The organism is Flavobacterium sp. UBA5153 (assembly GCA_002413745.1).
Taxonomy (GTDB): domain Bacteria; phylum Bacteroidota; class Bacteroidia; order Flavobacteriales; family Flavobacteriaceae; genus Flavobacterium.
On the sequence record DHXP01000016.1, the window covers coordinates 1 to 15,524 of the forward strand.

At 36.4% G+C, this 15,524-nt stretch carries 15 protein-coding genes; 12 read left to right on the forward strand and 3 right to left on the reverse strand.

What is annotated here, in order from left to right; translation table 11 throughout:
- Nucleotides 1-238: 238 nt before the first annotated feature.
- Nucleotides 239-838 (reverse strand): NUDIX hydrolase, encoded by a 600-nt coding sequence (locus tag B2145_RS03070; RefSeq protein ID WP_291098075.1) that lies wholly within the window; start codon nt 836-838, stop codon nt 239-241.
- Nucleotides 839-845: 7 nt separating this feature from the next.
- On the opposite strand from B2145_RS03070, the gene pyrE reads away from it, so the two are divergent.
- Both pyrE and B2145_RS03080 read left to right on the forward strand, forming a co-directional pair.
- Nucleotides 846-1,493, forward strand: a complete 648-nt coding sequence (gene pyrE / locus B2145_RS03075; protein WP_291098077.1) for an orotate phosphoribosyltransferase — start codon at nt 846-848, stop codon at nt 1,491-1,493.
- A 53-nt stretch (nt 1,494-1,546) separates the two neighbouring features.
- On the forward strand, nt 1,547-1,939 hold the full coding sequence (locus tag B2145_RS03080) for an SRPBCC family protein (RefSeq protein WP_291098079.1): 393 nt from the start codon (nt 1,547-1,549) through the stop codon (nt 1,937-1,939).
- Nucleotides 1,940-2,021: 82 nt separating this feature from the next.
- On the opposite strand, the gene B2145_RS03085 is transcribed toward B2145_RS03080, so the two are convergent.
- Nucleotides 2,022-2,750 (reverse strand): biotin--[acetyl-CoA-carboxylase] ligase, encoded by a 729-nt coding sequence (locus B2145_RS03085; RefSeq protein ID WP_291098082.1) that lies wholly within the window; start codon nt 2,748-2,750, stop codon nt 2,022-2,024.
- A 95-nt stretch (nt 2,751-2,845) separates the two neighbouring features.
- Here B2145_RS03085 and rsfS point away from each other — a divergent pair, with 95 nt between their 5' ends.
- The 7 genes from rsfS (at nt 2,846) to B2145_RS03120 (ending at nt 8,451) form a co-directional block, all read left to right on the forward strand.
- Nucleotides 2,846-3,217: a ribosome silencing factor gene (gene rsfS, locus B2145_RS03090; RefSeq protein ID WP_291098086.1), complete on the forward strand. Its 372-nt coding sequence runs from the start codon at nt 2,846-2,848 to the stop codon at nt 3,215-3,217.
- A 15-nt stretch (nt 3,218-3,232) separates the two neighbouring features.
- A complete protein-coding gene (ftsH, locus tag B2145_RS03095; protein WP_291098089.1) occupies nt 3,233-5,158 on the forward strand; it encodes an ATP-dependent zinc metalloprotease FtsH in 1,926 nt (641 codons plus the stop codon).
- Nucleotides 5,159-5,270: 112 nt separating this feature from the next.
- Entirely contained in the window at nt 5,271-5,873 is a 603-nt protein-coding gene (locus B2145_RS03100; protein WP_291098092.1) for a lactate utilization protein B/C, read from the forward strand.
- 1 nt (nt 5,874) lies between these two features.
- Nucleotides 5,875-6,753, forward strand: a complete 879-nt coding sequence (locus B2145_RS03105) for a phosphatidate cytidylyltransferase (RefSeq protein ID WP_291098095.1) — start codon at nt 5,875-5,877, stop codon at nt 6,751-6,753.
- Entirely contained in the window at nt 6,743-7,396 is a 654-nt protein-coding gene (locus B2145_RS03110; protein WP_291098098.1) for a phosphatidylserine decarboxylase family protein, read from the forward strand. Before B2145_RS03105 ends, B2145_RS03110 begins: the two co-directional genes overlap by 11 nt.
- Nucleotides 7,396-7,662, forward strand: coding sequence for an acyl-CoA-binding protein (locus tag B2145_RS03115; RefSeq protein WP_291098101.1), 267 nt, complete (start codon nt 7,396-7,398; stop codon nt 7,660-7,662). Before B2145_RS03110 ends, B2145_RS03115 begins: the two co-directional genes overlap by 1 nt.
- A 12-nt stretch (nt 7,663-7,674) precedes the next feature.
- Nucleotides 7,675-8,451 carry a superoxide dismutase gene (locus B2145_RS03120; protein WP_291098104.1) on the forward strand — a complete coding sequence of 259 codons (777 nt, stop codon included), beginning with the start codon at nt 7,675-7,677 and terminating at the stop codon, nt 8,449-8,451.
- 117 nt (nt 8,452-8,568) lie between these two features.
- On the opposite strand, the gene B2145_RS03125 is transcribed toward B2145_RS03120, so the two are convergent.
- On the reverse strand, nt 8,569-10,437 hold the full coding sequence (locus tag B2145_RS03125) for an alpha-amylase family protein (RefSeq protein ID WP_291098106.1): 1,869 nt from the start codon (nt 10,435-10,437) through the stop codon (nt 8,569-8,571).
- A gap of 588 nt (nt 10,438-11,025) precedes the next feature.
- Here B2145_RS03125 and B2145_RS03130 point away from each other — a divergent pair.
- The 3 genes from B2145_RS03130 to B2145_RS03140 all read left to right on the forward strand — a co-directional run bounded on the left by B2145_RS03130 (nt 11,026) and on the right by B2145_RS03140 (nt 15,481).
- The gene (locus tag B2145_RS03130; protein WP_414654635.1) at nt 11,026-12,621 is read left to right on the forward strand and encodes an OstA-like protein; all 1,596 of its coding nucleotides are present in this window, start codon (nt 11,026-11,028) and stop codon (nt 12,619-12,621) included.
- 173 nt (nt 12,622-12,794) lie between these two features.
- The gene (locus B2145_RS03135) at nt 12,795-13,985 is read left to right on the forward strand and encodes an aspartate aminotransferase family protein (protein ID WP_291098111.1); all 1,191 of its coding nucleotides are present in this window, start codon (nt 12,795-12,797) and stop codon (nt 13,983-13,985) included.
- 98 nt (nt 13,986-14,083) lie between these two features.
- Nucleotides 14,084-15,481, forward strand: coding sequence for a tetratricopeptide repeat protein (locus B2145_RS03140; protein ID WP_291098113.1), 1,398 nt, complete (start codon nt 14,084-14,086; stop codon nt 15,479-15,481).
- Nucleotides 15,482-15,524 lie beyond the last annotated feature (43 nt).

Genomic DNA, 15,524 nt, shown 5'->3' on the forward strand with positions numbered 1-15,524 from the left:
AGAGATGCTCAGGACCCTCGTGGGCTCGGAGATGTGTATAAGAGGCAGCCCTTGGGTGTAATTAGTTTTTGATGATAATTTTCGTCAGTTCGAGTGATTTTCGATAGAAAATCGTATCGAGAACTAAAAATTATTATTAAAAACGGTTCTCGATACATTTTTTGTTCCGTTTTACTGCACAAAAAACACTCGAACTGACGTTTTTAAAATTGCACCCAACGGGTTAAAAAACTCCTGTTTAAAGGAGATTTTCTTCTTCGAACAATAATTTTATATTTTCATAGGAATTTTTCAAGACTTCCGGCATTTCACTTGGGCTAAGCCAAACCGCTTTTTCGATTCCTTCTTCAATTTGTCCAACGGGAATTCCGTCAAAATCGGATTGCATTTCAAACCAATGCGTTATTTTTAGTTTATAAACTCCATTTCGTTTGAAAATATGGTAGGTTTTTTGGAGTTTTTTGGTAATCGTTAACTTGTTTACTCCAGTTTCTTCTTCAACTTCACGCATTGCGGTAGCTTCAATTTCTTCTCCTTTTTCGGTTCCACCTTTGGGTAAATCCCATTTTCCGCCCCTGAAAATAAACAAAACTTCCCCTTTTTTGTTGTAAACCAATCCTCCACCAGCTTTATTCACGGGGATTTTTGATTTCAAGGTTTTCATAATCTGCTTTTCATCAGGATGATATAAATAGGCTTTCTGAATTTTATTTTGAAAGATTTTGACTATAAGTTGTTTAATGTCAATACTTTCTAACAAGAAAATTTGAAAATTAGTCTCTTTGGAGATTTCATTTGTCAAAAAAAGTGGTTTGTCGTTCACAAAAACTTTATACATTTGTATTATGATATTTAATAAAGATACCGCCGAAAAAACTGCTGAATTGCTTTTGCAAATAAATGCAATTAAATTGAATCCAAGAAATCCTTTTACATGGGCTTCCGGATGGAAATCACCAATTTATTGTGATAACCGAATAATACTGTCGTTTCCACACATAAGAAATTATGTTCGAGATGAATTTTCCAAAAATATCGAAAAACAATTTGGCAAGCCCGATGTGATTGCCGGTGTTGCCACTGGAGCAATTGGAATTGGTATGTTAGTTGCCGAAAGTTTAGGCTTGCCGTTTGTTTATGTGCGACCGGAACCCAAAAAACATGGTAGACAAAACCAAGTGGAAGGTTTTTTGCAAAAAGGACAAAATGTGGTGATTGTGGAAGATTTGATAAGCACCGGAAACAGTAGTTTGCTGGCATTGGAAGCATTGCGTGCCGCTGGAGCAAACGTGAAAGGTATGGCTGCAATTTTTACTTACGGTTTTGACATTGCCGAAAAAAATTTTAAAAATGCCCATGTTGATTTGTTTACCTTGAGTAATTATCAAAATTTATTGAATTTGGCAGTTGCCAAAAGATATATAACCGAGGAAGAAGAACAAACCTTGAGAGAATGGAACCTGAATCCATCGACTTGGGGTGCCGAAGTATAAAATTTGAAAATAAAAAGAATATCCAATTAAGAATATTGAATTAAGAAATAAAAATGAACCTAGAAAGTCCCAAAATTACTATCGAAAAATCGGCACAGGAATTATTCAATTTATTGACCGATGTTCGAAATTTCGAGAAATTAATGCCCGAAAATATTGCCAAATTTGAAGTTCTTGGCGACGACACCTTTCTTTTTGGATTAAAAGGAATGCCTGAAATAACACTGAAAATGAAGGAAAAAGTAGCACCGAACAAATTGGTATTCGGTTCTGCAAGCGATAAACTGTCTTTTACGTTAGTTGCCAATATTAATGCGATTTCAGATAAATCAAGTGAAGTGAAACTGGATTTTGAAGGCGAATTTAACGCAATGATGGCGATGATGATAAAAGGACCCATTTCAAAATTCATCGAGACTTTGGCGGTAAATATGGGAAAACTATAAATTTTACTTTTTTAGTATAAAAACGAAAACCTTTCAGCGCAAACTGAAAGGTTTTTTTAGTTTTAAAGGAATCGTAAATGAATTAATACAACATTTGGATTTTCTTAATATCAAACTCGGAAATGGAGTCATCTTCAAGAAGAATTTGGAGTTTCCCATTTGGGCTAACGCCTTGAATAATTCCCATAAAGTTTTGTTGATTTTGGTCTGCAAAAGGCATCGGTATTCCTTTTTTGAAAAGTTTATCGGTATAATCTGACCACAATATATCCGAATTCTGATTCCATAGCTTTATATTTTGCTCCAATTTTTCGATAATCTTCAAAAGCAATTCTTCTTTATCAAAATTAGTCTTGCAAATCACGGCCAAGGAAGATGCTTTTGGCAAATGTTCGAAATTTGTTTGATTGACGTTCAAACCCAAACCCACAATAGAAATAATGGTTCCATTACTTTTTATGCTGTTTTCAATCAAAATACCGCCTATCTTTTTATTATATGACATAATGTCGTTTGGCCATTTGATACTTAATTCAGGAATGTTACATTCTTCCAATGCTTGAAGTATAGAGGCTGATACCGCTATATTAATATTAAAAATTTGGCTGTTGTCCAATAAAAAACCCTTAATCAAAACACTCATTATTAAGTTTTTACTGGGCTCAGAAGCCCAAACCGAGCCCATTTGCCCCTTGCCTTTTGTTTGATTTTCGGCGGTTACCACGGTGAAGTTTTCCACTGTCTGATTGCTCGATAATCCTTTTAGGAATTCATTTGTGGAATCTATGGCATCGAGTTTGATTAGTTTCATGGCAAGTTATTTGTGGAACAGAATTTAATATTATGTTAAGGTTCAAAAATAATCACAAAAAATGGTAACTTTACAAACTTATTTAAAAATAATTCATGACAAAAAAGACTATAAATAATGATGTTCTATTGGCAAGCATCATCAAGGGAATTGAAGAAGTAAAAGGAAATGACATAGATATTCTGGATTTAAGAGAAATAGACACCTCCGTTTGTGACTATTTTGTCATCTGCAGCGGAAATTCAAACACTCAAGTTAACGCCATAGTTAACTCAATACAAAAAACAGTTTCAAAAGAATTAAAAGACAAGCCTTGGCATGTTGAAGGTACTGATAATGCCGAATGGGTTCTTATGGACTATGTAAATATAGTGGTTCATGTATTCCAAAAACACATACGAGAATATTATAACATCGAGAGTCTTTGGGGAGATGCAAAAATTACCAAAATCGAAAACAAATACTAAAGAAACAAACTTGTAATGGCTAAAGATAATAATCCGAATTCGAATAAATTTAAAGTAAGTCCTTGGTTAATATATACCGCAATACTATTAATTTTCTTGTTCATAAGTTTTATAACCGGTGGTTCTAACCTATCAGAACCAGCCCAATTAACGTCCTCCAACTTCAATTCTTATTTAGAAAAAGGACAAATTGAAAAAGTAATAGTATACAATAAATCCGAAGCAGAGGTATTCCTAACTGCCTCAGCCTTGAAAGACCCGGCAAATAAAAAAGTGGCCAAAGACGTTTTTGATCGACCAAATAAAGGCCCACATTATACTTTTGTTATTGGTAATGACCAACTATTTCAAACCAAACTTGAAAAAGCAGTTGCTGAAGGAAAATTAAAAGATTTTAACTTCTTGCCAAAAAATAATTGGACAGACATTTTTGTAAGCCTATTGCCAATCATCATCATCATTGGAGTTTGGATATTTATAATGAGAAAAATGTCAGGCGGCGCTGGTGGCGGTGGCGGACAAATTTTTAATATCGGAAAATCGAAAGCTAAACTTTTTGACGAAAAAACGGACATCAAAACCTCTTTTAAAGATGTAGCCGGTTTAGAAGGTGCAAAAGAAGAAATACAGGAAATAGTGGAATTCCTGAAAAATCCCGAGAAATACACCAATCTGGGAGGGAAAATTCCAAAAGGGGCTTTGCTTGTCGGTCCGCCGGGAACAGGAAAAACTTTATTGGCAAAAGCCGTTGCAGGTGAAGCTCAAGTACCGTTCTTCTCCTTGTCAGGTTCTGATTTTGTTGAAATGTTTGTAGGAGTTGGAGCTTCAAGGGTACGGGATTTATTCAAACAAGCCAAAGAAAAAGCACCGGCAATTATCTTTATTGATGAAATTGATGCCGTAGGTAGAGCAAGAGGGAAAAGCAATATGTCTGGCGGAAATGACGAACGCGAAAACACTTTGAATCAATTGCTTACCGAAATGGATGGTTTTGGAACCAATTCAAATGTAATTGTATTAGCCGCAACAAATAGAGCCGATGTGCTTGATAAAGCGTTAATGCGTGCAGGTCGTTTTGACAGACAAATTTTTGTGGACTTGCCGGACATTCGCGAACGCGCCGAAATTTTTAAAGTTCACCTTGCGCCATTAAAAAAAGTGGAAGGTCTTGATACCGACTTTTTGGCCAAGCAAACTCCTGGATTTTCTGGAGCCGATATTGCCAATGTATGTAACGAAGCCGCTTTGATAGCTGCAAGAAATAACAAAACAGCAGTGGACAAACAAGATTTTCTTGATGCTGTAGATAGAATTGTGGGCGGTCTCGAAAAGAAAAACAAAATTGTAACTCCTGACGAAAAGAGAGCTATCGCTATTCATGAAGCGGGTCACGCAACAGTAAGTTGGATGCTGGAACATGCAGCACCACTAATTAAAGTAACGATTGTTCCAAGAGGTCAAAGCTTGGGAGCGGCTTGGTATTTACCGGAAGAACGTTTGATTGTTCGCACTGACCAAATGCTGGACGAAATGTGTGCCACTATGGGAGGTAGAGCTGCCGAGAAAGTAACATTCGACAGGATTTCTACCGGAGCATTAAGCGATTTAGAAAAAGTGACAAGACAAGCTCGAGCTATGGTAACCATCTATGGCTTGAACGAAAAAATAGGAAACGTGACCTATTATGATTCAACTGGGCAAAGCGAATACAGTTTTTCTAAACCCTATTCCGAAGAAACAGCGAAGATTATTGATAAAGAAATTTCATCATTAATTGAAAGCCAATACGAAAGAGCTATTAAAATATTGGAAGAAAATAAAGACAAATTAAACCAATTAGCCAACATCTTGATTGAAAAAGAAGTGATTTTTAAAGATGATCTGGAAACCATTTTTGGGAAAAGAACTTTTGACTCCAATCTTGAGGAAGTAGTTTCTTAATAAGACATAATTTATATAATTTTTAAAATCTTAATTCAAAAACCTCTTTTGAATTAAGATTTTTTTATCTTTGAACGTTATTCAAATAATATATTAAGCAGTTTAGAAAAATATGAGTCTTTTTAGAAAAATTTTTGGTTCTAACATCCAGGCTTCGGAGGAAGAAAAAGATACAGAATATAGTAAATACTCTCCTGATATCAATGCGCCTCTGGACGAGCAGTTCATTTATAATTTCAAGAAAAATGGAGGTAAATTTTTATATTGTGAAAATTTAATTGAAGTCAAAGATCATTTTGAAAATATACTCGAAGAGAATGACTGGTTTGAAAGTGAAGCTTTATGTTATGAGCCTGAACTTTTCAGTATGCTTGAAGAAAATAAAATTACATTTGAAAAACCAACAAACCCCACATTTATTCTGGCAAGTTGCGAAAACTTGATTGCAGATGAAGGTTCCATATTATTTTCTTCCAAACAAATTAAGCAAAATAAACCAAACGAACTGCCTGCCAATATTATTATTATAACAACTACAAGTCAGATTATAGAAACAAAAAGTGACGGGCTTAGTGTTATAAAAAAGAAATATGAAAGAGATTATCCTACAAATATCACGACAATAAAATATTTCGAAAAAGTTGAAGAGGAAGATTTTACTCAATACGGAAGTTCGGCAAAAAATCTATATTTATTGCTTTTAGAAGATCTTTAAAATGAATGAAACACTCAAGAGATCAATTTCTGGTGCTATTTATGTAATTTTATTACTAGCTTCAATACTATATTCTACTGAAAGTTTTTTTATCTTGTTCGGTATTTTTTTGATTATTGCCATTTATGAATTTTCTCATTTAGTTCAAATCAATAGTGTTTTTCCCATTCTATTTGGGATTATATTTTATGCAGGAATAAACTTGCTTAGCCATTATAACAAACAAACTACTAATTTTTTAAATAAAACTTTCCAATCAGAATTTAATTTAAACATAAATATCCAACAATTGGATCTTATTCTATTAGCTGTTACTATTGTCGTTTCTGTAAAATGTATCTTATTCTTATTTTACGATTCTATTCAAAAAATAAGTACCTCTTCAAAATATTTATACCTTCTAGGATATATTACCTTACCTTTTATTTTTATAACCAAAATTTCATTTGGAATCAATAATTACAACCCTAAAATAATTGTCGGATTATTTATATTGATTTGGACTAATGATACTTTTGCCTACATTGTTGGAAAATCTATTGGAAAGAGAAAATTATTCGAACGAATATCTCCCAAAAAAACCATCGAAGGTTTTGTAGGCGGTGTTCTGTTTGCAGTTTTGGCAAGTTATTTAATTTCAAAATATTATATAGAAATCGCAGAAGGAAAAACTTTTATCTGGATTATTATAGCCTTAATCGTTGGGGCATTCGGGACAATTGGCGATTTAATTGAATCAAAATTCAAACGTATTGCCGGAGTAAAAGATAGCGGAATCATAATGCCTGGCCACGGAGGTATTCTAGACAGACTAGATAGTGTTATATTTGTGGCACCAATTATATTTTTATTTTACCAAATTCTAAACTATGTTTCATAAAGAAGGAGCCCAATCTATTTTATTAGGCACGGTTTTTACGGCTGTTGTACTCTTATTGTCCGATAAATTCATTGATACCAACTGGATTAAAATGTCCATACAAATAGTCACATTTTTGTTTTTGATTATCATTTTACAATTTTTTAGAAACCCAAAACGGAATGTAATACGAAATGAAAACCAAATTCTGGCTCCTGTTGACGGCAAAGTGGTCGTAATTGAAGAAGTATATGAAGGTGAATATTTTAAAGAAAAACGAATTCAGGTTTCCATATTTATGTCGCCCATAAATGTTCACGTAACCCGCTATCCACTTAGTGGATCGGTAAAATTCAGCAAATACCATCCGGGGAAATTTTTGGTGGCTTGGCATCCAAAAGCGAGTGAGGAAAATGAAAGAACAACAATTGTAGTCGAAAACAAGACATTCGGCGCTATTCTTTATCGCCAAATCGCTGGAGCATTGGCACGAAGAATCGTCAATTATGCCGAAGAAGGGATGCAGGTCATTCAAGGTGAGGATGCCGGTTTCATAAAATTCGGTTCAAGAGTAGACGTATTTTTACCCTTGGGAACACCTATAAATGTCGTTCTTAATCAAAAAGCCATTGGCGGAAAAACAATAATTGCAACAAAATCTTAATGATCGAAAAAGATTTAGATACCCGATTTCAAGAAGCTGTGGAAATTGCTTCGAATATGACACAGGCTTCGTTACCACAAGATGTCCAGTTGCGTCTTTATGCCTTTTACAAACAAGCCACTTTTGGAACGGCAAATTACAACCAATCCGAGCATTTTGATTTAAGAAATGCTTTTAAAACCAATGCCTGGATTCAAATAAGTCATTTATCAGTTGATGAGGCAAAAGAACAATACATAGAAATTATAAATTCCTTATTGGAATAATAAGTCGAAATTATGAAAAAGACATCTTTTTTGGTATTGAATTTAATAGTAGTCATCGTGCTACTTTCGTGTAACAACAAAAAACTCACCGAAGTCGTTGAAGTGCCGTTGCCAATAGCCCAAGAAAAAATAGCCATAGGACACCCTGATGACGTGAAGGCAAATGAAGGTGCATTTCAGTTGGAAAAACTGCCTTATTCTTACGATGCTTTGGCACCAAACATTTCGGCATTGACAATGGAAACGCATTATTCCAAACATTATTTGACGTACACCAATAATCTGAACAAAGCGTTGGCAGGAACTGATTTGGAAAACTTGACCATCGAGGAAGTGTTGGCGAAATTAGACCCAAATGATGCCGAAATCAGAAATAATGCCGGCGGTTACTACAACCATTCCTTATATTTTAAATGTATGGCTCCAAAAGCTGGAGAAGCTGTTAAAGACAGTTTAACTTCGGCTATCACGGAAAAATTTGGCTCTTTTGATAATTTTAAAACAGCATTCAAAGACGAAGCCACAAAACAATTTGGCTCCGCTTGGGTATGGTTGATTGTCGATAAATCAGGAAATCTCCAAATTACCAGCACTCAAAATCAAGACAATCCACTGATGCGAAATGCAGTTGTTCCCGGAACGCCAATTCTGGCTTTAGACCTTTGGGAACACGCCTATTATTTGGGCTACCAATACAAAAGAAAAAATTATGTCGATGCTTTTTTCGATGTGATTAATTGGAAAAAAGTGGGTGAAAATTATGAGGCTGCCTTGAGGAGAAAATACTAGCATACAACCTAAAATAAAAAAATGCTGATGCATAATACTTTGGTATTGCATCAGCATTTTTTATTTCAATAAGTTAGTTCTATTAAAATAAAAAAAATACAGTTAAAGCTTACTTGCTTATAATTGATAAATAAACGATTCCGAAGGAGCAATACTAATTTGTACTTTTCCTTCCCCGTTTACCACTTGCAATTGCACGCTGTTTTTGTGATACAATTGATCGGTGATTATATAAGTTCCATCTTTCAAGTTCCATTTCTGGATGATATCAGAATGAATTTTGAGTTCGAAGTTGCTTATCGTATTCCAAGAAAAATTAGTCACGATAATCAACTTTTGGGAATCAGACCAACGCGTGTAAGCGTAAATTCCGGCGTCATAACCTTGTGTCGTTTGACGATTGATGGTTTGAATTTCCTGGAATTTTCCCATTAATGCTACGCTGTTGATAGAGAAATTCAGCAACCTTTTATAAAAATCACGCAAATCCTTTTCGTCTTGCGAAAGTTGACCTCCATCAAATTTTCCACCGTTCATCCATCGTTGATGATTCGGAACGCCGATATAATCAAAAATTGAAGTTCTGGAATGGGTTCCAAAACCGGCGTTTTCATTTCCGGCTTCGCCAACTTCCTGTCCAAAATAAATCATTGTAGGCGACGAGCTTATTGTCGTGGAAACCACCATCAAAGGTTTTCCTTTTTGTGGCGTTCCCGCAAATTCAGGACTAGCCAATCGTTGCTCATCGTGGTTTTCTAAAAAATGCAACATGTGATGCTCAATATCGGCCATTCTGTTTTGAATATCCGAAAGTCCGTCAGGCGACGATTTTCCTTGAATCACTTCTTTCAATTTATCGTAAGTCTCTACTTTGTCATACAAATAATCCATTTTCCCGAGACGAATATAATTTCGATAATCATTTGGATTATAGACTTCCGCCAATAAAAAAGCGCTTGGATTTTTGGTTTTTATCGCTGAATTCATATAACTCCAAAATTCATACGGCACCATTTCGGCCATATCGTATCGAAAACCATCCACGCCTTTGGCTGTCCAATACAAAGTGATATCTCGGAATTTTTTCCAAGAACTGGGAACATCTTTGTCCTTCCAAAAATCGAAATGCTCTTGGTATGATTTGGCATCAAAACCAGTTGGAAGTTCTGGAAAATCTTTCGAACCATCGGGACGAATTCCGTAATTTACTTTCACGGTCTCATACCAATCGTTGTGATCTGGTTTTACTTTTCGAGAACCGTTGCCGGTCCATTTTGCCGGATATTCGTCAAATTTACCGTCAATAAGCGGATTACTTTCTCCATTTAATGGTATATCACCATCTGGCACTTCAAAATGGGTATTTGGAATATAATAAAAATTGTTGTCTCGCTTATATTCCACCGAAACATCATCATCCGCACCAAAATCTCGAACGCCTTCGGGATTGCTTTTTCCTTCATATTTTCGGGCAATATGGTTGGGAACAATATCAATAATCAGTTTTAAACCCGCTTTGTGGGTTCGGGCAATCAAATCTTCGAATTCTTGCAAACGATTCGCAGGATTCACCGCTAAATCCGGGTTTACATTGTAATAATCTTTTACGGCATAAGGAGAACCCGCACGACCTTTTACAGCTTCAGGATCATCATTTGAAATACCAATAGAAGTGTAATCATGCACCAAAGCGTGATGCGGAACTCCAGTGTACCAAATATAGGTAACGCCCAAATCCTTTATTTCGTTCAGCGCTTTGTCCGTGAAATCATTGAACTTCCCTACTCCATTTTCCTCAATCGTTCCCCAAGGTTTGTTGGTCGTGTTTTTATTTCCGAATAATCGTGTAAAAACCTGGTAGACAACTATTTTCTTGTCAGTGACAATCTCTTTCTTTTCTGCATTCATTTTTATAGCTGAAGTTTTACAGGCTGTTGCCAAAAGTAGTATGCTCATTCCTGCAACAATAGTTATTTTTTTTATCATACAAAATTATTTTATACCATTACTCATTATATTTTAGTCCAATCGTTCTGGTGTAATGCCGCTGTATTTCATTTAGTTCTCCCGATAGCTATCGGGATTATTGGACTAATTTGAAATAACTAGCGGTATTAACTGATTTTATTGACTTTATATACCATTCAGGCTATTAGGATTATCAATTTTTAAATTTAATACTATTTTTAAAACTATGCGAAAATCATTCGGCATTAATCTCAAACAACAACTAATAATTCAAACTACAACGAAACACTGTCCTTTTTTGTTGATAACTTTAGAATCTAAATCGTTTTTAAAAAGGTTGCCACGAATTTCACTAATTTTCACTAATTTCAAATGTTATAATTGAAATAATTCGTGAGAATTCGTGAAATTCGTGGCTGATTTTTTTGTTTTTAAACCAGTGGCTTTATTTTAAAAGCGCCTACCCCTCACATTTCAATCCTTGATTCTGATTATTGATAACCATTTATAAATAAATCATAATATGGATTATGTTTGTTTCCTTTTTCTTAAATTTGGCAAAAAATAAATCCATTGAAGAAATCATTGTTTTTCATAAGTTGTTGTTTGACAATTCTAAGTTTCCAAACAGCTTTGGCACAAATACCAAAAAAAATCATTATTGAACATTCTGATTATTTTGACATCAACCAAGTTGAAGCGCCGGACGCTGCACTGCTTACCGGAAATGTGCGCATCAACCACGATGGCGTGATTATGACTTGCAATAAAGCTTATTATTTCCAAAAAGAAAACTATATAAAAGCCTTTGGAAATGTGCAATTAGTCCAAGGTGACACCTTGTATTTAAACAGTAAATATGCCGAGTATAACGGCAATATGAAGCAGGCTTTTGCCACTGGCGGCGCCATTATGCGTTCGCCCGAAAGCACTTTAGCCACGGACACCATCAACTTTAACCGAAACACCCAAGAAGTGTATTACAACTCGCAGGGTGTGATTACCAACAAGGAAAACACTTTGCGCAGCAAATCAGGAAAATATTATGTTGCCGAAAAAAAGTTCCAATTCCTGACGGCGGTTACCATCACGAATCCTAAATATGTCATCAAGTCCAATCATCTGGATTATTACAGCAATTCCGGGCAATCCTATCTTTTTGGTCCTTCGACCATAACCAGTAAAGCCAATTATATCTACACCGAAAAAGGTTTTTATGATACCAAGAAAAATGTGGCTCATTTTCTTCGAAGGTCCTACATCAAATACAATGACCGATTGATTGAAGGCGATAGTTTGTATTATGACCGAAATCGGGAATTTGCCTCGGCAACGCGGAATGTAAAAATCACTGATTCTATAAACCGAGGGATTGTCAAGGGTCATTATGCCGAAATTTACAAGAACCAGGATTCGATGTTTGTGACCAAAAGAGCCGTGGCGGTGAATTTTGTCGAGAATGATTCGGTTTATATTCACGGCAAAAAACTAATGGTTACCGGGCCGGAAGGAAACCGAATTATTCGCGCTTTCAATAATGTCCGTTTTTTTAAAACCGACATGAGCGGAAAATGCGATTCAATCTATTCCAGTTCAAAAATAGCCTTGACAAAACTGATAGGAAAACCCATACTTTGGAATGGTGAAAACCAGATTACCGGTGACGTGATGCATCTCATAGGAGACAACAACACCCAAAAGCTCGATTCGCTCAAAGTCCTCAACAACACTTTTCTGGTCTCGAAGGACACGGTGGGCACGGGCTATAATCAGGTAAAAGGGCAAAACCTCTACGGAAAATTCAAAGATGGCAAACTCCACGATGTCGACATCATAAAAAATACCGAAGTGATTTATTATATGAGAAATGATGCCAAAGAGCTCATCGGAATCAACAAAAACGTGAGCAGCAAAATCAATCTTATCTTGGAAAAAAACGCGATAAAAACCATCACCTTTTTTAATCAAGTTGATGGCGACATTTATCCCGAAAAAGATTTGCCCGAAAATGCCCGAAAACTGCGCGGACTGGTCTGGCGCGGCGATGAAAGGATAAAATCAAAGGACGATATTTTCACGGCTGAGGAAAACGAGCTCAACGATAAACTGGTCAAGCAAGGCAAAGCCGAAAATGCCAAGGAGAATGTCCCGATGAAAATTCGGAAGGAAACATTGAATTACGATAAGAAGAAAAAGAAGTGATCAGTGTTCAGTTTTCAGTCGCAGTGTCATTGCTAAAAGTAAATTGAAAACATACAAAATTTTCACTATCCATAACCAACGGTTTCAACCGTTGGAATATTGATGGTAAAAATGATCAACAATTCGCTTCCCACGGTTGAAACCGTGGGCTTTGCGGTTAAAAAACATAAAACGTGAACAACGATTTCATAAAATACCAAGCCCAAACCTCACCCTACCCTTTAGGAATGGAGGTTTCGTATGCCAAAGGTTCCTATATATTCGACACCAACAATAAAAAATACCTGGATTTTGTGGCTGGAGTTTCGGCCTGCACGCTCGGCCATCAACCGCCAAGAGTCAATCAGGCGATAAAAGACCAGTTGGACAAATATTCGCACGTGATGGTGTATGGCGAATATTCGCAAAGCCCAGCCGTGGAATATTGCAAACTATTGGCATCACTCCTACCCAAACCATTGGAAAAAACGTATTTGGTCAATTCCGGTACCGAAGCCATTGAAGGTGCTTTAAAACTCGCCAGAAGAACAACAGGAAGAAGTCAATTGATTTCTTGCCACAATGCCTATCACGGCAACACGATGGGTTCGATGAGCGTGATGGGATTTGAAGAACGCAAACGAATTTTTCGTCCGCTGATTCCCGATGTCGAATTTATCACCTTCAACAACGAAGCCGATTTAGAAAAAATAACCACCAAAACTGCCGGAATCCTTCTGGAAACCATTCAAGGTGGCGCCGGATTTATTGAGCCTCAAAACGATTTCCTGAAAAAAGTCCGCGAACGCTGCACTGAGGTTGGCGCCATTATGATTCTGGACGAAATCCAACCGGGTTTCGGAAGAACCGGAAAACTTTTTGGATTCCAAAATTACGATGTCGTTCCCGATATTGTTGTTATGGGAAAAGGAATGGGCGGCGGAATGCCCGTTGGCGCTTTCACGGCATCCTCGGAAATGATGGATTTATTGAGCCATAATCCGAAGTTGGGTCACATCACGACTTTTGGCGGACATCCTGTCATTGCGGCAGCCTGTTTGGCGACTTTGCAGGAAATTACCGAAACAAATTTGATGGCTGAGGCTTTGGAAAAGGAAAAACTCTTCAGATCGCTTTTGGTACACCCTTTGATAAAAGAAGTTCGAGGAAAAGGGTTAATGTTGGCAGCAATGACCGAAAGCGCAACGGTAACCAACGAAGTAATTCTTCGCTGTCAAGACAAAGGACTTATATTATTTTGGTTACTATTCGAAGAATGCGCCATTAGGATTACACCACCACTCACCATTTCCGAAGATGAGATTCGCGAAGGTTGTGCAATAATGCTCCAAGTAATGGACGAAGTACAATTAATAACAGCCTAGTTTTTGTTAATTAAATTGTTCACAACAATTCCTAATTTTTCTCATAACACCAATAAGGTTGCCTAAATTTATTTTGGGCAAACTCAAAAAAATAAAGTATGCAATTAAGCAACGAAGAAGAAGACTATAACTTATCCCTTTCCAAATTTGAGTCGATGTTGAAAACCAACAAAGTGCTCTTTTTTGACTCCGAGGAATTTGAAGAAATTATCCTGCATTATCTTGATATGGGAAAGGCCGCTTTGGCAAAAAAAGCATTGAAACTAGCCTTGGAACAACACCCAAAATCAACTGGACTGAAACTGGTTCAGGTCGAAATGCTGGTCTATGACGACAAACTTGAATTAGCCGAAAAACTCCTTAACGAGTTGTACGCCATCGAGCCTACAAACGAAGAAATTTACATCCAAAAAGCGAATATTTATTCCAAAAGAGACCAACACGAGAAAGCGGTCGAATTACTCAAAATTGCTTTGAAATATACCGATGATTATGCCGATGTGTATAACTTAATCGGGATGGAATACCTGTTTATGGACAATCTGGAAATGGCCAAAGAAAGTTTTATTAAATGCTTGGAAGAAGATCTTGAAGACCAATCTGCCTTGTACAACGTGGTGTATTGCTTCGAATTTTTGGATCAAAATCAAGAAGCCATTGCCTATTTGAATAAATACATAGACAAAAATCCATACAGCGAAATTGCCTGGCATCAATTGGGTCGCTTATATTATGGCATAAAAGAATATGAAAATGCCATTCGCGCCTTTGATTATGCCACGCTAATCGATGATGAATTTTTGGGCGCTTTTATGGAAAAGGCCAAAGCTTTGGAACGATTGAAAAAATACAAAGAAGCCATCGAAAGTTACAACAGAACCATCGAATTAGACGATGCCACTTCGTATGCTTTGCTTCGAATAGGAAAATGCCACGAAAAGTTGGGCAACAAAGTTCAGGCTTTAAAATATTTCAATAAAACGGTCCACGAAGATCCACTTTTGGACAAAGGTTGGATTGCCATTACCGACTTTTACGTACGCCAAAAAAATTATCAGAAAGCGTTGTTTTACGTCAATAAAGCATTGGCTATCGACAATCAAAATCGTTTGTACTGGAAACGATTTGCCACCATAAACAAGCAATTAAATCTCTTTGAAGAAGTTGAATTCGGCTATAGAAAAGCGGTCGAATTTGGCGATTACGAGTTGGACACCTGGTTGTTTTGGGTTGACATTCTCCTATTTTTGGGCGAATTCGAAAGCGCGATTCAAACCTTGCTGCAGGCATCGGAATATTTTCCGGAAGAGAACGAAATCGAATATCGTTTGGCCGGATTGTATTTTATGATACAAGACAACACCAAGGCCAAATTCCATTTGAGCAATGCCTTACGATTGAATTTTGACAATTATATTATTTTGGAAGATTTATTTCCGGTGGTTTGGACCCGAAAAATGGTACAGAATTACATTGCAAAACACAATAAATCATAACGATACTAAAAATTATTTTCGCCACGAATTCCACGAATTTTCA